Raw genomic sequence first — 18,655 nt, 5'->3', positions numbered from 1 at the left:
TGTGGGCGGCCGCATGAACGGTTGATTCTTCCGCCTCGGCTTGGTCACGCGGGTATGCAGCAAGCATTCGCGCGTTGCACGATGCCCACGAGGGCACTCTCGATTCGACATCGCGAGCCGGGTTTACTGGAACGAAAAACTTGCGCCTTCCGATGCGGTGATTGGGATGCGCGTCGGCGTCTTTCTGGCCGGCATGCCTTCACTGCTGCCGGCGCAGGGACGCGCCTGAGCGTGACGCGCTGAGCAGTCTGCCAGTTTGGTGGAGTCGTGAGGCCAGCGCCCACCACTTTCTAACCGCCTCCGTCGCGTAGGCAACTCACATGCGTCCCTCCTGGGCGGCCTTCTGTGCGTGCCCGATCTCTGCAAAATTCCCACCACATTGCTCTCGTACAGCGCCGCCCGGCGTCGAATTCCTTCCGGTCGATCGTCGATCGACGACCAAGAGTTCCGTGATTGAACCGAGAAACTAATTGGATCGAATGGCGAAAAAGCGCGACAAAACAGCAGAATGTAGTCCGGTAGGTCTGCGGTATCTGTGAGGAAAAATTTTTTGCAAAAATTGTATGTCGTCAATTGACGATTTATTTTATCGACGATATCTTCGCGTCTCAAGAGGTAGCCGAATCAGCGGCTACGCCACGTGTGAACAGCGCCGCGCAGGCGGTCGGAGCGAGCCATGAGTAACGTCGTCAACGGATTCGAGAGCGGTCGTCGTCGATTTCTACAGCTGTCTGCGGCGGCGGGGCTCGCTGCTTCTGGTTTGATGGGCGGGATGTCACGGGCCTTCGCTGCCGACAGCGTGAATCTCCATACCTGGTCGGCCGGCGTCGATACGGTGAAGCGCATGCTCGTGCCGTTTCAGAAGGAATCGGGGCTGAACGTCAACTACAACAACCTCCCGTTCGCACAGTACCGCGAGGCGATGGTGACGAAGTTCGTCGGCCAGGCGCCGATCGACGTGCTGTGGGTGTCCGACGGCTGGCTGCCCGAGTGGGCCGACGCGGGCTGGCTTGCGCCGCTCGACGGCTATCCGCAACTGCTCAAGTACAACGGCGAGGTGCAGGACTTCTGCACCCAATCGATGCGCTACAAGGGGCGTCAGTACGGTCTCACGTACTACACCGACTACATGGCGTTTCTGTACGACGCAGACAAGCTCGCCAAGGCGGGCATTGCGGCGCCTCCTGCAACGTGGGACGAACTGGTCGCGCAATCGCTGAAGATCAAGAATGCGGGTCTGTCGCAATATCCGCTGATGCTCTCGATGGCACGCGAAAGCTGGCTGATCGAATTCATGTCGTCACTGGTGTTTTCCAACGGCGGCCGCTTTGTCGACGACAGCGGCAACGCGGTGATGGACGATCCGAAGCACGGCGCGGTGACTTCGCTGCAATGGGTCGCCGATGCGGTCAACAAGCACCACATCGTTTCGCCTGCCTGCGTCGAGCTGGGAGAATTGAACGGCTTCAAGGCCGTGGCGTCAGGCAATCACGCGTTCGCATTGTTACCTCGCTACCGGGTTCAGGCGCTTAACGATCCGCGCCAATCGCGTGTCGCGGGCCATATCAAACAGGCGTTGATGCCGGCCGGCCCGAACGGTTCGCACGCCACAGTTGCGTGAATGCGCATGCACGCAATGAGCGCCGCGGCCGGCGCCAACAAGACTCGGGCCGCTGAGGCGACGCGGCTGATCGAAGCGTTCGGCGGACGATTCGACGGCCATTACGCGTTCCAGAAAGCGATGTTCCTGGATACCGGCACGGCATTCGGCGTGAAGCCGCTCTTTAACGACCCGGAAGTCCGCTCCGCATATGAAAAGTACGGCGATTTCTCGATGTTTCAGAAGCAGCAGGATCTGGCCCGCAAGAAGGATGTGATCACGCGCTGGTTCGGCGAATGGGACGAGACAAACGGTACGGCATGGCAAGCGGCGATCCTCGGTCAATCGAGCGTAGCCGACGCACTGAAGCGGTCCGCGCAGAAGTGGACCGCGTTGAGCAAATCCTGAGGTCGATATGAGCGTTCAAGCCTTGGGCCGCCGCTGGCTTGCCAGACATTCCGTGGCGCCTTCCGACCAGCGTAGCGCAACGCTGCTGCTGACGCCGATGATGCTGGTGCTGCTCGCAGTCGCCGTGTTCCCGGTGCTTTACTCGTTCTGGACGAGCCTGTTCGACATTCATTTGACGCGGATGAACAACGTGTCGTTCGTCGGCCTGGGTAACTACATTCAAACCTTCCGCGATCCGATGTTCTGGGCCGCGGTGGAGCGCACCGCGTGGTTCACCGTCGTGTCGGTCCTCGCGATCATGGTTATCGCGACGATGATGGCGCTGTTGCTGAATCAGGAGTTCCGCGGCCGGCGCATCCTGTCGACCGCCTTGCTGATTCCTTGGGCCATCCCGTATGTGGTCGACGGCCTGATGTGGAAGTGGATCTACGACTCAGGGTACGGCGCGCTCAATGGACTACTGTTGCAGCTTGGCGTGATCGGCCAGTACATGGTGTGGCTGGGCGATACGCACAAGACGTTGGCGCTGATCTCCAACGCGTTCGTGTGGAAGGAAGTGCCGCTCGCGACCATCCTGCTGCTTGTGACGATGAAGTCAATTCCGTCGGACCTGTACGCGGCGGCGCGTGTAGACGGCGCCAACCTGTCGAGCCGATTTGTGCACGTGACGCTGCCGGCTATGCGTCCCGGCTTCATGCTCGTGATGATCTACGAGGCGATGATGGCGGTGCGGCACTTCGACCTCTTCTTCATTCTGACAGAGGGCGGTCCGGCCGACGCATCTCACGTACTCTCCTGGCACATCTATGTCGAGACGTTCCGCAATCTGTCGTTCGGCACCGGTGCGGCGGTTGCGTATGTGCTTGCGCTTGCCACGTTTGCGATGTCGTACGCGATCATCCGTCTACTCGGCAAGAGGCTCTAAGCGATGTCATCTTCTCTCTTTGTCAAACGCTTGGCGCTGCTGGCTGGTTCAATCGTGATGTTGCTGTATGTGCTGGCGCCGGTTGCGTGGCTGTTGTCGTCTTCGCTGCAACGCGAAGCGGATATCACATCCATCCCGCCTCACTGGATTCCGCATCCGCCGACGCTGTCCAGCTTCAAGGCGATCGTCGCGGCGAGCAACGGCACAGCGTCGGACGACGGCAACGCCGCGTTCATTCCGTCCACCGCGCAGTACCTGTTCCCGGCACTGCGCAATAGTCTCGTGGTCGCCGCTGCAGTGGTGTTGCTGAATCTGCTCGTCAGCGTTCCCGCCGCTTATGCGATGGCGAAGATCCGTTATATCGGCCGCGATCTGTCGGTGTATTTCATGCTGGCTACCCGCGTGATTCCCGATATCGCACTCGTCGTGCCGTTTTTTCTGTTCGTGCGCAAGCTCGGCCTGCTCGACAGCGTCGGGTCGCTGATCATCACTTATCTGGCGATCACGGTGCCGTTTAGCGTCTTCATGCTGCTTAGCTATTTTGAATCGCTACCGGACGAGCTCGACAAGGCGGCTCGGGTCGACGGCTGCTCGCGGATTCAGGCTCTGCTGAAGGTGTTTTTGCCGCTCGCGGTGCCGTCGCTCGTCGCCGTCATCATGTTCACGTTCCTGACCAGTTGGAACGAATTCCTGTTCGCCTTGATGTTTACGCAGACCGCCGCGTCGCAGACCGTCCCGATCATCGTCGCGTCTTTCACGTCGGATTTCACGACGAGCTTTTCATTCATCAACGCGGCCGGCGTGGTCGCAATCGTGCCGCCCGTGATCATCGCCGTGGTGTTCGAGCGTTACATCGTGTCGGGCCTGACTGCCGGCGCGGTAAAGGGATAAAGGGAAAGGCCATGGCTCAAATCGAATTTCAGCAGGTGGGCAAGCAGTATGCGAACGGGCATATCGCATTGGACAATCTGAATCTGCAGATCAGGGACAAGGAGTTTCTCGTTCTGCTCGGACCGTCCGGCTGCGGCAAGTCGACGACGCTCAACATGATCGCCGGACTGGAAGAGGTCACTCAGGGCAGCTTGCGGTTCGACGGCGTCGAAGTGAACGGCTTGCCGGCGCACCGGCGGGATGTGGCGATGGTGTTTCAAAGCTACGCACTGTACCCGCACAAGAATGTGTACGACAACATCGCCTTCGGCCTGCGGATGCGCAAATATCCGCAACAGGAGATCGATGCGCGGGTGCGCGCGGCTGCGCAGTCGCTTGAAATCGAGCATCTGCTGGACCGGCGGCCCGGGCAACTGTCGGGCGGGCAGCGCCAGCGTGTCGCGCTCGGCCGCGCAATGGTGCGCCAGCCCGCGGTCTTTCTGATGGATGAACCGCTGTCGAACCTCGACGCGGCGCTGCGCGTGTCGATGCGCGCGAGCATCAAGGCATTGCATCAGTCGATGCAGACGACTTTCGTGTACGTGACGCACGATCAGGCCGAAGCGCTGACGCTCGCCGACCGCATCGTCGTGATGCGCCAAGGCGTCGTGCAGCAGATCGGCTCGCCCGACGACATCTACGAGCGGCCAGCCAATAAATTCGTCGCCAATTTCCTCGGCAGCCCGCCGATCAACTTTATCGACGGCGTGCTGACGCAAGGCGATCACGGTTTGCAATTTCGCAGCGGCGATCTTTCGCTCGCTCTCGACGAACAGACGCAGCGGCTGCTTGCAGGATGCAGTGGCCGGGCAGTGTCGGCCGGCATTCGGGCCGAAGACATCGACGAGCATGGCGACTCGACCGATTGTTCACTGACAGGCGACATCGCCTCGTTGTTGCCGGTCGGTTCCGATCAGTTTATCGGCCTGCAATGTTTGGGGCAGTCGATGTTTTTTCGTGTTGGCAAGGAGCGTTCCTGCAAGATCGGTGAACGCGTGACCCTGTCGATCAACCGCCGCCGTCTGCATCTTTTCGATCAGGCGAGCGGCGCGAATCTGAGGGCGTAGAACGCATGAAACCCGCAGTATTTTCGTATCACCGGCCTCACACGCTTGAAGATGCGCTGTCGCTGCTCGCGCTGCACGGCTTCGATGCCAAAGTCATCGCGGGAGGGCAAAGCCTCGCGCCGATGATGAACATGCGCTTTGCGCAGCCGGCACATCTGATCGACCTCAACGCGTTGCCGCAACTCAGGGGCGTGACGCTTGCGGGTGAGTCGCTCTCCATTGGCGCGATGACGCGCCATCACGAGGTGGCTACCAGTAGCACGGTGCGCGCCGCTTGCCCGCTGCTCGCGGAAGCGGCCGCCACCATTGGACACTACGCGATCCGGCAGCGCGGCACGCTTGGGGGCAGTCTTGCGCATGCGGATCCTGCTGCGCAAATGCCGCTCATCGCAAGCACGCTGGGTGCGCGCATCGAGATTGTCGGACCGGACGGCAGCCGTGAGGTGTCGGCCGGAGAGTTCCTGATTGCGGTGATGACGACCGATCTTGCCGCTGAAGAAATCATTCGAGCCGTGCATTTCCCGGTTGCAAGCCCTGGCGAGCGGCACGCGTTTGAAGTCTTCAGCAGGCGGCACGGCGACTTCGCCATTGCGGCTTGCGCACTCACCGTTGTGCTCGACGGCAACAGATTCTCCAGCCTGCGCATCGGCCTTGGCGGCGTGGCGGACGTCCCGCTTGCGCTGGACGAACTCGCAGCGGGTTTCGTCGGCGCTCCGGTCGATGCGCCGACGCTTGCTGCAATCGCCGACGCGGTGGCCGACGCTATCGACCCGTACGATCAACCGGACATCAGCGCCGCTTACCGGCGTGATCTCGTCAAGACGATCACGGCGCGAGCGTTGCAACGGGCGACGCAGTCAGCCAACAAGACGTTGAAGTGAGTCATGGAAAAGAAAACAATTTATCTCAGTGTGAACGGCACCCGTCACGAAGTGCATTGCGAGTCTCGCAAGCTCCTTTCCGATGTGCTTCGTGAAGACTGCCGTCTGACCGGCACGCACGTCGGCTGCGAGCACGGCGTATGTGGCGCATGCACGGTGCTGATCGACGGCCGTCCGGCGCGCTCGTGCCTCGCGTACGCCGTTCAGATGGACGAAGTGCAGATCGCCACGATCGAAGCCGTCGCGCAGGATGGCCGCCTCTCTCCGCTGCAGCAGGCGCTGCATGAGTGTCATGGCTTGCAGTGCGGCTTTTGCACGCCGGGCATCGTGATGACCTTCGAGGCCTATCTGCGCGAACACCCACGCCCATCTGAGGCCGAGGTGCGCGAGGCGCTTTCCGGCAACCTGTGCCGCTGCACCGGGTACCAGAACATCGTGCGGGCGATTCTGCTTGCGGCTACGCGGATGCGGGAGAACAGCGCCGATGTCTGACCAGACGTTTCGCTACCTCAACAAGGCTGTGCCGCGCACCGAAGACTATCGCCTGCTGACAGGCTATGGTCGGTATCTCGACGATATCGAAATCGCGGGCGCCCTGCACGTGAGTTTCGTGCGCTCGCCGCATGCGCATGCGCGGATCGTTTCAGTGGATACCGCGGTGGCTGCCGGCATGCCCGGTGTCGTGACCGTCGTCACCGGACGGGAACTCGCGCAATGGACCACGCCGATGCGTGTCGCCGCGCCGGTCAAGGGCTTGTTGCCGGTCGAGTTCGCGACGATGCCGACCGACATCGTGCGCTTTCAGGGCGATCTTGTAGCGTGTGTGGTTGCCACGGACCGGTATCTCGCGGAAGACGCCGCGGAGCAGGTCATGGTCGAGTTCGAGCCGTTACCTGTGGTGACCGATATGTGGCAAGCGCTCGAAGCCGATGCCGCGCAAGTGGACCCCGGGGTGCCCGGCAACCTGGTGTCGCACCAGACCTACTCGAACGGCGACCCGCAGAGCGTGAGCCAGCACGCTTACCGGGTGGTCGAGGCGACCTTTCAGCAGCAGCGGCAGACCCATGTGCCCATCGAAACGCGCGGTTGCGCAGCAGTCTGGGACGCGGGGCGCGACCACCTGACGTTCCACATCGGAACCCAGGTGCCGCATCCTTTGCGCACTCAGCTCGCGCAACGGCTCAGGCTCAGCGAGTCCCAGGTGACGGTGATTTCGCCTGATGTCGGCGGTTCGTTCGGTCAGAAAATCGCGTTGTACCGCGAAGAGCTGACCGTGGCTGCACTCGCGCGTCATCTGAAGCGTCCGGTGCGCTGGCGCGAAGATCGTCTCGAGAACCTGACCGCAGCGGCCAATTCGCGCGAAGACTTCTGCCGCACGCGCGCCGCGGTGGATGAGCACGGCACGCTGCTCGCGCTCGATCTGGAGATCCGCGAAGACTTCGGCGCGTATTGCTTCTTTCCGGCGAACTACCTCGCGCGCGTCGTCGCGATGGTGTTGAGCGGACCGTACCGGCTGCAGCACTACGCGTTCGACGTGAAGGTCGTGCTTAGTCACAAATGCGGCAACGCACCCATGCGCGCGCCGATGTCCATCACCAGTTGGGTCATGGAAGGCACGATGGAAGCGATTGCGCGCGAACTGAAGCTGGATCCGGTCGACGTGCGCCGCCGCAACCTGTTGACGCCGCAGGAACTGCCGTATCGCACCGCCACCGGCGAATTGCTGGCCGACATTACGCCGTCGCAGACCTTTGAGGCGGTGCTGGCAGCCTTCGACTACGACGCGTTTCGCGCGCGCCAGCAGGCGGCGCGGGCGGCCGGCCGCTATCTTGGGCTTGGCCTGTGCAATGTGGTCGAGCCGACGACATATGGTTCGCGCTTTTATAAATCTGCCGGCATTCCGGGCTCGGGACACGAGGCAAGCTGGATCCGTATCGAGCCGAGCGGTGTGGTGAACGCGTCGGTGGGTCTCGCCCCCAGCGGGCAGGGCTATGAAAGCGCGATGGCCAATGCGGTGGCCGAAGGCCTGGGTGTGCATCCGTCGAGCGTGCATATTCATCTGGGCCACACCGATATCGCGCCATACGGCATGGGCAGCCGCGGCGCCCGCAGCGGCACGGCGGGCGGAGGCGCGGTCTATTTGTGCGCGCTCGATGCGCGCCGCAAGGTGCTCGCCATTGCCGCTGGTTGTCTCGAACTGCCTGATTACGACTCGCTTCGCCTTGTCGATGCGCGTGTCGAGCGCCGCAGCGGCGACGCGTGGGTCGACGCGGGTCTAACGCTCGCCGACGTGGCGCGGCGTGCCTACATGGATCCTACTTCGCTTCCGCAGGGCCTCACGCCTGGCCTCGAGTTTCACCTGACCTACGATCCGCCGCCGATGACCTACTCGAATTCGACGCACGGATGCGAGATCGAACTGGACGTGGCCACCGGCGCAATCCATTTTGCGCGCTACGTGATCGCCGAAGACTGCGGCACGCTGCTTAATCCCACCGTGGTGACAGGACAGCAACATGGGGCAGTGGCGATGGGATTGTCCGGCGCGTTGTTCGAGCATACACGCTACGACGAAACGGGACAGAACGTGACGGGTTCGCTTGCCGACTACCTGATCGCCACGTCGACCGAATTACCCAATTTCGAAATCATCCCATTGCATACGCCTAGCCGCGCGACGGCGGCGGGCATCAAAGGGATGGCCGAAGGTGGCGTGATGGGTGCGCTCGGCGCCTTGACCAACGCCGTGAACGATGCGCTAGCGCCATTCGGCGTGGTGGCGGACCGTCATCCTTTGACTCCCATGTTGTTGCGCGACCTGCTGCGCGACAAACTCTGACCGGATCAAACAATCATGAATCAATCTGCAAGCAAACCCGCTGTCGGCTTTATCGGCCTCGGCATCATGGGCGCCTCGATGGCGGCGCGGCTCGCCGCAGCCGGCTATCCGTTGCACGTCTATAACCGTACCCGTGCGAAGGCCGAGCCGCTTATCGCGGCGGGCGCGTCCTGGCATGCCACCCCGAAGGCGCTCGCTGAAGCATCCGACGTGGTCGTCACGATCGTCGGCATGCCGGACGATGTGCGCGCGCTGTACCTCGGCGACGACGGTCTGATCGTGAACGCGCGACGCGATGCCGTGCTGATCGACATGACGACTTCGAGCCCGCAACTGGCCGAAGAGCTAGCCGCGCACGCTGCAACTCGCGGCGTCCACATGCTGGACGCACCGGTTTCGGGCGGCGATATCGGCGCACGCGAGGGACGGCTGTCCATCATGGTGGGCGGTGCGGCCGACGTGCTCGCACGCGTCGAGCCGATGCTGCGCTGCCTCGGCACGAACATCGTGCTGCAAGGCGGACCGGGCGCAGGTCAGCACACCAAGCTGTGCAATCAGATCGTGATCGCATCGACGATGCTGGGCGTGTGCGAAGGCCTGGCCTATGCGCACAGCGCCGGACTGGATCCGCAGACCGTATTGAGTGCGATCGGCGGCGGCGCGGCTGGCGGCTTCCAGTTGAATAACCTGGGGCCGCGCATCGCCAAAGGCGATTTCGCGCCGGGCTTCTTCATCGAGCACTTCATCAAGGACATGCGGATTGCACATGAGGAAGCCGCTCACATGGGACGTGAGTTGCCGGGTCTGGATCTGGTGCGCAGTCTTTATCAGAAGCTCGCGGAGCAAGGCTTTACCCGCAACGGCACCCAGGCGCTGTTCAAACTCTACGAGCGCTGAGGAGCGGCGATGAAGCTAGCTGATCAATGCATTCTCCCCGCGCGGCCCGAAGCCGTGTGGCGCGCGCTGAACGATCCTGCCGTGCTCGAGGCGTGTCTGCCCGGGTGTAAATCGCTTGCGATGCTGGACGAGCGGCATTTCGAGTCGACCGTGCAGATTCGCGTGGGTCCGGTGGCGGCGACCTTCAAAAGCAATGTGGAGCTGTCGGATCTCGATCCGCCAAGGGCTTACACGATTGTCGGCACGGGCAATGCGGGTGCGGTTGGTTTTGCGAAGGTCACCGCGCGCGTGCAACTCGAACCGGAAGCCGAGACGACCGTGCTCGCGTACGACGCGGATGTCGAAATCGGCGGAAAGCTGATGAGCGTGGGGTCGCGCCTGATCCAGTCCGCGGCCGGCAAAAATCTCGACGCCTTCTTTGGCGCGATGAAGGCGCACATCGAAAAGGAGGCGGCGCCCGCGGACGCCATCCAGGACATCGAGCCGGCGCCACAAACACAGCCGGACAACGCGCCACCGACCGGCGGCGTGCAACGTCAGCCGCATGGCGAGACGAAGCCGTCCACCGTCACGCCCAAACCAGGTTCGACACCGGGTCTGCGGCTCTGGCTGGTCGGCGCAGGTTCGGGTCTGCTCGGTTTGCTGGTTGGATTTTTGATTGGGCACGCGGGCTGACGGTCTGCGTTGCGATGGTGGTGCCGGGTCAGCGTGCAGACCGGGCACCGTCCTGAAAGGTAAGCAGTCTCGGCGCTGCAATGCGCGAGCGCGTTGCGCGTGGATCACAAGCCGTTCCGGTGGCAACTGTGTTCGTTCGGTAGTTCAGCGTTTGATCAGATCAATTTTTCATTCGACAGGAATTTTCGTGATCAAAAAAATAGGCATGCTAATGACGCTGGCCTGCCTTGCAGAGGCAGCTCAGGCGCAAAGCAGCGTGATCCTCTATGGCGTCGCCGACGACGGCATTACCTACACTAGCAATCAGGGCGGACATGCCAATTACCAGACCTTCAGCGGTGGTATGGGGGGAAGCAAGTTCGGCCTGCTGGGCAGCGAAGATCTCGGTGGCGGCACGAGCGCAATCTTCCAGCTCGAGAGCGGCTATGACGTGAACAGCGGCAAGCTCGGCTACAACGGCCGGCTGTTCGGCCGTCAGTCATATGTGGGCTTGTCCGGCGACTACGGCAGCGTGCGCCTTGGGCGGCAGTACGACTTCATGGTGACCAATCTGCAGCCGCTGACATCTTCGCTGGCGTTCGGCGGTTCGCTGTCGTCGCATGCGGGCGACGTGGACGGAATCTGGGGCACGTATCCCGTCAGCAACGCGGTCAAGTACCTGAGTCCGACGTATCACGGCATCACGGCGGGTGCGCTTTATAGCTTTGGCGGCGTGGCGGGCTCGGTCGGCGAGTCGCGGCAATATGGCTTCGGCCTTAGCTATGCGAACGGTCCGCTGAAGCTGGCGGCCGCCTATCTCTATGTGAACAATCCGGCGGTGACGCGATTTGACGGCGCCACGGGGGCGACGGCCGGCCAGGCGTTTACCAATCCTGTAACGAATCCGATTTATAGCGGCTACGCCACTGCGCACAGCATGCAGACGCTCGGAGTAGGCGGCAACTATCAGTTCGGCGCCACGACGCTTGGCGCGCTTTACACCGACACGCGTTTCAGCAACGCAGTAGCGACCACCAGTACCACGTTCCAGGGTTCCGCGACACTCGACTCGTACGAAGCGTTCGTCAGCCATCGCTTTACGCCTGCTGTCATGGCGGGTCTGACCTACGACTACACGTCGTCACCGCATGCGCACTACAACCAGCTGGCTGCGGGCTCAGAGTACATATTTTCGAAGCGTACGTTCACTTACCTGATCGTTGCCTGGCAACGCGCCAGCGGCGTCGATTCGACCGGACACGCTGCGGTAGCAGACCTGACTTATCTGTCACCTTCGTCGACGCCGACTCAGGTCGCGGTGCGCGTGGGCATCCGGCACAACTTCTAATTTGCGGTGGAGTACAGGTCTGCCGGGCCGCGTGACAGTTTGCCCGCAGGCGTCGTTTTGTGAGCGTTTGAATTGCAACAGGAGGCAATCATGCTGGTGGAAATGCGTACGTACCAGATTACGGCGGGAAAGGTGGGCGAGTTTCTACAAATCTATGAACGCGAGGGACTCGAGATCATCAGTCAGTACGCACGGCTCAAGGGCTGTTGGACTAAAGACTCGGGCACGTTGAATTCGGTCGTGTTCTGTTGGGGCTACGACGACTATGCGCATCGCGCCGCGCAGCGCGCGAAGCTCGCCGCCGACCCGCATTGGCAAGCTTTCACGCCTCGCATCCTGCCGTACCTGGTGCATCAGGAATCGGTGTTTCTTGCGCCCGTGCCGTTTTGTCCGGCCGACTGAAGCAGCAGACGTGGTGATTTTTTCTGACCGCCGGACGCGCAAGGTTGCTTGTCGCGCCGCGGTCTGCTTGTGAGGTACTCAATGATTGAAGCTGAATTGCTCGACAACATGGTGGCGTGGCGTCGTGCATTGCATGCGCACCCCGAGACCGCGTTCGAAGAGGTTTCGACGGCACGGCTGGTGGCATCGGTGCTGCGCGACTACGGTCTCGAAGTGACCGAGGGCGTCGGCAGAACTGGTGTGGTCGGAACGCTCCGAAGGAGGAGTGGTCCTGCGCTCGGATTGCGTGCGGATATGGATGCGCTGCCGATGCTGGAGTACAACGAGTTCGAGCACCGTTCGCAAAACCGCGGAAAAATGCACGCGTGTGGTCACGATGGCCACACCGCGATGCTGCTGGGCGCCGCTGCTTCGTTAAGCCGCGCTACTGGTTGGCACGGTACGGTGCATGTAATCTTCCAGCCGGCCGAAGAGGTGGCCGGCGGCGGGCGCGTCATGGTCGAGGACGGACTGTTCGAGCGTTTCCCGTGTGACGCGGTCTTCGGTCTGCACAACTGGCCTGGCCTGCCGCTTGGCCATTTCGCGATCAACCGTGGCCCGATGATGGCTTCGTTCGATACTTTCGAGATTCTGGTGGACGGCAAAGGCTCGCACGCCGCGATGCCGGAAGAGGGGATCGATGCGCTGGTCTGCGCGAGCCACGTCGTGATCGCGCTGCAGACTATCGTGAGCCGGCGCATCTCGCCGAAGGAAGCCTGCGTGGTGAGCGTCACGCAGATTCATGGCGGCGAGGCCTGGAATGTGTTGCCCGATCGCGCCGTGATTCGCGGCACCGTACGCTGCTTCGATGCCAACGTGCAGGAGCGCGTACGGAGCTTGCTGGATGAAATCGGCGCGTCGACCGCGCGGGCGCATGGTGCGAAAGCGACACTGTCTTATCGCTACGGCTATCCGGCAACGATCAATGCGCCCGCCGAAGCCGATATCGCGCTCGATGCGGCGCGTGCGACCGTCGGCGCGGCGAAGGTGACGTTGGGCTGTAAGCCGTCGATCGCTTCGGAAGACTTCGCGTTCATGGCGCAAGCGAGGCCGGGTGCGTATGTCTGGATGGGCGTCGACGGCCCCAAGCCTGGCGCTCCGCTTCACAACCCGCACTACGACTTCAACGACGACGCATTGGCTACCGGTGCCTCATATTGGGTGAACGTAGTGAAGGCGTTTGGCGCTGCGCATGTGTGAAGCTTCGCCGCTGTCCTGTGCGACTGTGTGATCCGTAAGGGCCGCGCGGCACCGACGCCTGAAGACACTATGACTTTCCGTGAGGCAGAGGCTGGCGCGCCTGCTGCGAGGCGGTTTCGATCGTCACTTCGCTGTGCAGCAGGAATGTTGCCAATTCCGGCGTGCCCGGTTGAGCATCGGTCACCAAAGTCCAGTCGCGTTCGAGTGGTGTCCAGTGCTGCTGGCTCGCGCGATCCAGTTTGTGCGACGTCACCAGCACGAAGACGTTGGCCGCCTGCCTGATGATGCATTCCTTCAGATAGGCCTGCTCGGCGGTCGCCTCGCAGAGCCCACGGCCGGCGACCACACCGTCCGCGCCAAGAAAAGCCTTGTCGACGGACAGGCGGTTCAACGCGATCTGCGCGAGCGGCCCAAGCGTGCTCATGCTTGAGGGCCGCAGATCGCCGCCGATCAGCGTGACCGGCACGTCGCTCGACGCAAGCAGGCCAATTGCCAGCAGGTTGTTGGTGACCACGCGAATGTCGCGGCGGCCGGCCAGCAGCCGGGCCATTGCAGCGGTGGTGGTGCCGCCGTCGAGAAAGATGGTGTCGCCGTCCTGGACGTGGCTCACCGCCACGTGCGCGATCGCGTCCTTTTGCTCGCGGAAGCTTTCGCGCCGCAGATCGAGCGACTCCTCGGGTTCGTGAATCCCGACCGAGGCGGCCGCGCCCCCATACGTGCGCACGATGAGCCGTTCGTCGGCGAGCGCGCGCAGGTCGCGACGTACGGTTGCTTCGGACATGCCGAAATGCTCGCACAGGGCGCCCACGTCGTTCATGCCGGACAGGACGGCCTTCAGCATCGCCTCGCGGCGGTTCGTAACTTTCATGGTGATAGAGGGTAGCGGGTCATCCGAATGGTGCGCGCAATAGAGAGGAGAGGCGCCAACGGGCGTAAGTGTAATCAAACCGGCTGCTGGAGCAACGCCTGCGGAGCGGGGCGCGCTGCGCTCGCGACGTCGTTACGGCATACAAGTGTTTTTGGCTCGATGTGATCGATTCAATCAAATTCGGCCCCATTACGCCTGGACGTGCTCGTTTTTGGCGAATTTACCAGCCTCGCCGACTTGTTAATGAGCGGATTGCGCATGGGCGTCTCGTGGCGTACACTCCGAATGACTGAATCAGTCATTTCAAAATGATTGTTTCGATCATTTCCATACAGGAGACAATGATGGCCCAAGTTCCTATCAAGCGCGCGATCGAACGCGTTCCGGGCGGGATGATGATCGTCCCACTACTCTTCGGCGCAATGATCGCCACCTTCTTGCCGGGCATGCCGAAGTTCTTCGGCTCGTTCACGAATGCGTTGTTTACCGGCGCGTTGCCGATTCTCGCCGTGTTCTATGTGTGCATGGGCGCGTCGATCGATGTGAAGGCAACGCCTTATCTGCTCAAGAAGGGCGGGGCGCTGTTCGCGGCGAAGGTCGGGTCCGCGATTGTGGTGGGTGTCGTGCTGGGCCACTTTTTGGGTGAGCAGCCGGTTTCGTCCGGGCTGTTCGCGGGAATGTCGACGCTGGCGGTGGTTGCCGCGATGAACGACACGAACGGCGGCCTGTACATGGCGTTGATGGGTCAATATGGCAAGTCTGAGGACGTCGGTGCTTATACGATCATGTCGCTCGAATCCGGCCCGTTCCTGACGATGGTCACGCTCGGCGTAGCCGGGCTGTCGGCGTTTCCGTGGCAGACGCTGGTCGGCAGCATCCTCCCGCTCGCGGCCGGCATGTTGTTCGGTAATCTGGACCGTGAGATGCGCAACTTTCTCGGCCGCGCTGTGCCTGTGATGATTCCGTTCTTCGCCTTGGCGCTGGGCGCGAGCCTCGACCTGCACAAAGTATGGCAAGCCGGCTTGCTCGGCATCGGGCTCGGCGTCGCGGTGGTGATCGTGACGGGCATCCCCCTGTATTTGACCGATCGGCTGACCGGCGGCACGGGTGTCGCAGGCGTGGCGGCAGCCAACACGGCTGGCAACGGAGCGGCTGTGCCGGCGCTGATTGCAGCGGCCAACCCAGTCTATGCCGAGGCCGCGAAGAGCGCGACTTTGCTGGTCGCCTCATGCGTCGTCGTGACCGCAATCGTGTCGCCGATCCTCACTGCGGCCGTCGCAAAGCGGATTGGCAAGCGGGCCGACGCCAGCCGCGCGGCTGCATTGGAGGCAAGCCGGTGAGCAGCACGAGCATTTTGATCATCGCCGACGACCTGTCCGGCGCCGCCGACTGCGCGATTGCGTTTGCGGGAGCGGGGCGCAGTACGGCGGTGACGCTGAACGCGTCGCGCGCGATGGGCGCGGCGGAGGTGATCGCGGTGGATACCGACACGCGCCGCATGCCGCCGGCCGAAGCTGCGCACTGCACCAGCGCCGCGTGGCTGGCGCAGCGCGGGCCGGGTCGGCGCCTGTACAAGAAAATCGATTCGACCTTGCGCGGTAACTGGGCCGCGGAAGTAGCCGCGTTGCAGCCGCTCGCGGGCCTCGCCATCGTCGCCACGGCCTTTCCTGCGACTGGGCGCACCGTCCGTGAGGGCCGCGTATTCGTGCGCGGCGTGCCGCTCGAAAACACGGAAACGTGGCAGCTCGAACACGCCGCGCACTCCGCCGACCTCAACGCCATGGTCAAGGCGGTCGGCTTGCGCACTGCGGCTCTGGGTGTCGACGCGCTGCGTGGCGATCCCACAGCGTTGCGCGCTGCCATTGCCGCGGTGGCGAGCAGCGGCGCGCAGGCGCTCATCGTCGATGCGGAAACGGATGCGGATTTGAGAGCACTCGCGCAGGCGACGGCGTCGATGGACGAAGCGCTGTTCTGGGTCGGCTCAGGCGGTCTGGCTCGCGAACTGGCGTCGTTGAGTGACCTGTTCGATGCTGCCACGGAAGCCGCGCAAGACGCGCCGCCGAAGCCGGAGCAGCAGAGAAGCGCGATCCTGATCCTGGTGGGCAGCCTGTCGGCCGTCTCGGAACAGCAATGCGCGATGCTGCGCGAGCGTGCGGGCGTGGGCGAGTTGATCGTGCCACCGGTCGTGCTGCGTGCGGGCGAGTCTCATCACGAGTGGGCAGCCTGGCAAGCGCGCGTTGGCGCGCATCTGAGTGGGCACACCGACTTGCTGGTGCGAATTGGTCGCGACGATCTGTTCGATCCCGCCGAAGGCGCGCAATTGTCTGCGTCGCTCGCTTCGCTCGTCGCACCGTTTTTCACGCATCTGAGCGGCTTGATCGCGACGGGCGGCGAAACCGCGCGCGCGATGCTCGGTACAGCGGGCATCGACAGCCTGCAATTGCTTTCGGAAATCGAGCCGGGCGTGGCGGTGGGCCGCCCGCACGGCAACCCGCTCCTCACCGTCGTCACCAAAGCCGGCGCATTTGGCAGCGAGCATGCGCTGTACGGCGCCTACCTTCATCTGCGGGGCACACCGGAGTTCGCTGACAACGAGTCCGGATCGGCTCACCCGAGCCGCACCACGACATCTTCGCCGGCTCGCGAAACGAACCAACGTCATTCAGGCAAAACATCATGAGCAACTATCTTCCAGTCATCGGCATCACGATGGGCGACGCAGCGGGCGTGGGTCCGGAAATCGTCGTCAAGAGCTTGACGCACGAGTCCGTCTACCGGCAGTGCCGCCCGCTCGTCATCGGCGATGCGGCGCGCCTCGAGCAGGCCAACCGGATTGTCGGCGGCAGCACGAAAGTGCGCCGCATCGCGAAGCCGGCGGATGCGCAATATGAGCAGGGCACCATCGACTGCATCGACCTCGCGCTGATTCCCGCCGACCTGCCTTTCGGCGCACTGTCGGCGCTCGCTGGCGACGCCGCGTATCAGTACATCGCGCGTGCCGTCGAACTCGCGAAGGCCGACGAGATCGATGCGATCTGTACGGCGCCGCTGAACAAGGAAGCGTTGCACGCCGGGGGGCACAAGTATCCCGGCCACACTGAAATGCTCGCGCATCTCACGGGCATCGAGGAGGTGTCGATGATGCTGGTCGCGCCGAAACTGCGCGTGATTCACGTGACGACCCACATCGGCATTATCGATGCGATCCGCAAGATCGAACCGGGCCTCGTGCAGCGCACGCTAGAGCGAGGGCATGCGACGCTGGTGAAGGCGGGCATTGCCAATCCGCGCATCGCCGTGTGTGGCATCAACCCGCATGCCGGCGAAAACGGCCTGTTCGGTTATGGCGAGGAAGAGGAAAAGATCGTTCCGGCCGTGCAGGTCTTGCGCGAACGCGGCTGGGACATCGAAGGCCCACTCCCGGCCGACACGCTGTTCTTCCGTGCGGGACGCGGCGACTTCGATCTGGTGGTGGCGATGTACCACGATCAGGGCCATGGTCCGGTCAAGGTGCTCGGCCTCGAAGCCGGCGTCAACGTGACGGTCGGACTCGATGTGATCCGTACCTCGGTCGATCACGGCACGGCGTTCGATATCGCAGGCAAAGGCATCGCTGACGAACGCAGCCTGCTCGAAGCACTGCGGCAAGGCGCCGAACTTGCGACGCGCCGCGCCTGACGCGGCTTGAAATCGATGTACGTGCGCGGTGCCGCCCGCTCGCGCGGAACGACACCGTGCCCTTAGGGCTGTAGTTGTCATGGTTATGCAAACACGACGCACTGAAGACTTTCGCGAAAGGCTACTCGAAGCGGGTGTCGCGCTGTTCGCCGAAACGGGTTATCACGGCACCGGCGTAAAAGACATCGTCGAGCGTGCCGGCGTGCCGAAGGGCTCGCTCTACAACTACTTCGAGAGCAAAGAGGCATTCGGCGCGGCAATCCTGCACCACTACGCGCAGGAGCAGGCCGCTGAATGGAAGCGGTATTCGCGCGAAGCGGCATCGTCCGACCCGCTGCTCGCGCTTCGCGGCATCTACGCGTACATCATTGCCGACTACGAAGACTGTGACGACCGCTACGGTTGTCTGGTCGGCAACTTTGCGGGCGAGATCGCGCAGTCGAGCGATCTGTGCCGGCTCGCCGCGCGCATGACGGTCAACGAATGGCGTGTCGGCTGTGCAGATTATCTGCGGCGCGGCCAGGAATACGGCTCCGTGCGGCGCGATCTTTCGGCTGATGCAATGGCTGACCTGTTCTGGAATGCGTGGGAAGGCAGCCTGTTGCGCATGAAGCTGGATGACTCGGTCGAGCCGCTGAAGGCTTGCGTGCATTCAATGTTCGATCTGTTTTTCAAATCCCCGCAGTAACGGTCGTGGCTGGTTTGAACGGCGTCTGGTTTCGATCCGGGTAGCCGTTTATTCCGTTTTGAGACGACCGGTCATTTCAATGTAAGGAAGAGAGATTCAATGCAGAACTTTACGTTTCATAACCCCACACGAATCATTTTCGGCGAAGGCCAGATCGCCGCACTCGATGCGCACGTCCCGCCCGACGCGCGCGTGCTGATTACGTGCGGCGGCGGCAGCATCAAGAGCAAT

18 protein-coding genes are annotated in these 18,655 nt (G+C 62.6%); 17 read left to right on the top strand and 1 reads right to left on the bottom strand.

Translation table 11 applies throughout. The annotated features are described in order from the left end of the window. Nucleotides 1-676 precede the first annotated feature (676 nt). From PQR42_RS44470 to PQR42_RS44410, 13 genes are all read left to right on the top strand, one after another. Nucleotides 677-1,621, top strand: coding sequence for an ABC transporter substrate-binding protein (locus PQR42_RS44470; protein WP_408495916.1), 945 nt, complete (start codon nucleotides 677-679; stop codon nucleotides 1,619-1,621). 6 nt (nucleotides 1,622-1,627) lie between these two features. Further along, nucleotides 1,628-2,008, top strand: a complete 381-nt coding sequence (locus tag PQR42_RS44465) for a type 2 periplasmic-binding domain-containing protein (RefSeq protein ID WP_408495914.1) — start codon at nucleotides 1,628-1,630, stop codon at nucleotides 2,006-2,008. A gap of 7 nt (nucleotides 2,009-2,015) precedes the next feature. After that, nucleotides 2,016-2,933 carry a carbohydrate ABC transporter permease gene (locus PQR42_RS44460; RefSeq protein ID WP_408392472.1) on the top strand — a complete coding sequence of 306 codons (918 nt, stop codon included), beginning with the start codon at nucleotides 2,016-2,018 and terminating at the stop codon, nucleotides 2,931-2,933. 3 nt (nucleotides 2,934-2,936) lie between these two features. Then, nucleotides 2,937-3,824 (top strand): carbohydrate ABC transporter permease, encoded by an 888-nt coding sequence (locus tag PQR42_RS44455; protein WP_408392469.1) that lies wholly within the window; start codon nucleotides 2,937-2,939, stop codon nucleotides 3,822-3,824. Between the two features lie 11 nt (nucleotides 3,825-3,835). Beyond that, nucleotides 3,836-4,930 (top strand): ABC transporter ATP-binding protein, encoded by a 1,095-nt coding sequence (locus tag PQR42_RS44450; RefSeq protein ID WP_408495911.1) that lies wholly within the window; start codon nucleotides 3,836-3,838, stop codon nucleotides 4,928-4,930. 5 nt (nucleotides 4,931-4,935) lie between these two features. Further along, nucleotides 4,936-5,811, top strand: a complete 876-nt coding sequence (locus PQR42_RS44445) for an FAD binding domain-containing protein (RefSeq protein WP_408495909.1) — start codon at nucleotides 4,936-4,938, stop codon at nucleotides 5,809-5,811. Nucleotides 5,812-5,814: 3 nt separating this feature from the next. Next, nucleotides 5,815-6,303: a (2Fe-2S)-binding protein gene (locus PQR42_RS44440; protein WP_408495908.1), complete on the top strand. Its 489-nt coding sequence runs from the start codon at nucleotides 5,815-5,817 to the stop codon at nucleotides 6,301-6,303. Beyond that, nucleotides 6,296-8,650, top strand: a complete 2,355-nt coding sequence (locus PQR42_RS44435; RefSeq protein WP_408495906.1) for a xanthine dehydrogenase family protein molybdopterin-binding subunit — start codon at nucleotides 6,296-6,298, stop codon at nucleotides 8,648-8,650. Before PQR42_RS44440 ends, PQR42_RS44435 begins: the two co-directional genes overlap by 8 nt. 15 nt (nucleotides 8,651-8,665) lie before the next feature. Next, entirely contained in the window at nucleotides 8,666-9,547 is an 882-nt protein-coding gene (locus PQR42_RS44430) for an NAD(P)-dependent oxidoreductase (protein WP_408495904.1), read from the top strand. Between the two features lie 9 nt (nucleotides 9,548-9,556). After that, on the top strand, nucleotides 9,557-10,222 hold the full coding sequence (locus PQR42_RS44425; RefSeq protein ID WP_408495902.1) for an SRPBCC family protein: 666 nt from the start codon (nucleotides 9,557-9,559) through the stop codon (nucleotides 10,220-10,222). A gap of 187 nt (nucleotides 10,223-10,409) precedes the next feature. Further along, the gene (locus tag PQR42_RS44420) at nucleotides 10,410-11,549 is read left to right on the top strand and encodes a porin (protein WP_408495900.1); all 1,140 of its coding nucleotides are present in this window, start codon (nucleotides 10,410-10,412) and stop codon (nucleotides 11,547-11,549) included. A 90-nt stretch (nucleotides 11,550-11,639) separates the two neighbouring features. Then, the gene (locus PQR42_RS44415) at nucleotides 11,640-11,951 is read left to right on the top strand and encodes an NIPSNAP family protein (RefSeq protein WP_149668926.1); all 312 of its coding nucleotides are present in this window, start codon (nucleotides 11,640-11,642) and stop codon (nucleotides 11,949-11,951) included. 81 nt (nucleotides 11,952-12,032) lie between these two features. Further along, entirely contained in the window at nucleotides 12,033-13,190 is a 1,158-nt protein-coding gene (locus tag PQR42_RS44410; protein ID WP_408495898.1) for a M20 aminoacylase family protein, read from the top strand. A gap of 67 nt (nucleotides 13,191-13,257) precedes the next feature. Here the strand turns inward: PQR42_RS44410 and PQR42_RS44405 are convergent, their stop codons facing one another. After that, nucleotides 13,258-14,058, bottom strand: coding sequence for a DeoR/GlpR family DNA-binding transcription regulator (locus PQR42_RS44405; RefSeq protein ID WP_408495896.1), 801 nt, complete (start codon nucleotides 14,056-14,058; stop codon nucleotides 13,258-13,260). Nucleotides 14,059-14,402: 344 nt separating this feature from the next. On the opposite strand from PQR42_RS44405, the gene PQR42_RS44400 reads away from it, so the two are divergent. From PQR42_RS44400 to PQR42_RS44385, 4 genes are all read left to right on the top strand, one after another. Next, a complete protein-coding gene (locus PQR42_RS44400) occupies nucleotides 14,403-15,398 on the top strand; it encodes a 2-keto-3-deoxygluconate permease (RefSeq protein WP_408495894.1) in 996 nt (331 codons plus the stop codon). After that, entirely contained in the window at nucleotides 15,395-16,738 is a 1,344-nt protein-coding gene (locus tag PQR42_RS44395) for a four-carbon acid sugar kinase family protein (protein ID WP_408495892.1), read from the top strand. The genes PQR42_RS44400 and PQR42_RS44395 overlap by 4 nt, the downstream gene beginning before the upstream one ends. Beyond that, nucleotides 16,735-17,736, top strand: a complete 1,002-nt coding sequence (pdxA, locus tag PQR42_RS44390) for a 4-hydroxythreonine-4-phosphate dehydrogenase PdxA (protein ID WP_408495890.1) — start codon at nucleotides 16,735-16,737, stop codon at nucleotides 17,734-17,736. Before PQR42_RS44395 ends, pdxA begins: the two co-directional genes overlap by 4 nt. Nucleotides 17,737-17,815: 79 nt before the next feature. After that, the gene (locus PQR42_RS44385) at nucleotides 17,816-18,424 is read left to right on the top strand and encodes a TetR family transcriptional regulator (RefSeq protein ID WP_408495888.1); all 609 of its coding nucleotides are present in this window, start codon (nucleotides 17,816-17,818) and stop codon (nucleotides 18,422-18,424) included. The last annotated feature ends 231 nt before the right edge of the window (nucleotides 18,425-18,655 follow it).

Origin of the sequence: Paraburkholderia sediminicola, from assembly GCF_046027355.1 — a bacterium.
GTDB lineage: Bacteria > Pseudomonadota > Gammaproteobacteria > Burkholderiales > Burkholderiaceae > Paraburkholderia > Paraburkholderia sediminicola_B.
This window is presented reverse-complemented; position numbering and strand designations above follow the sequence as displayed.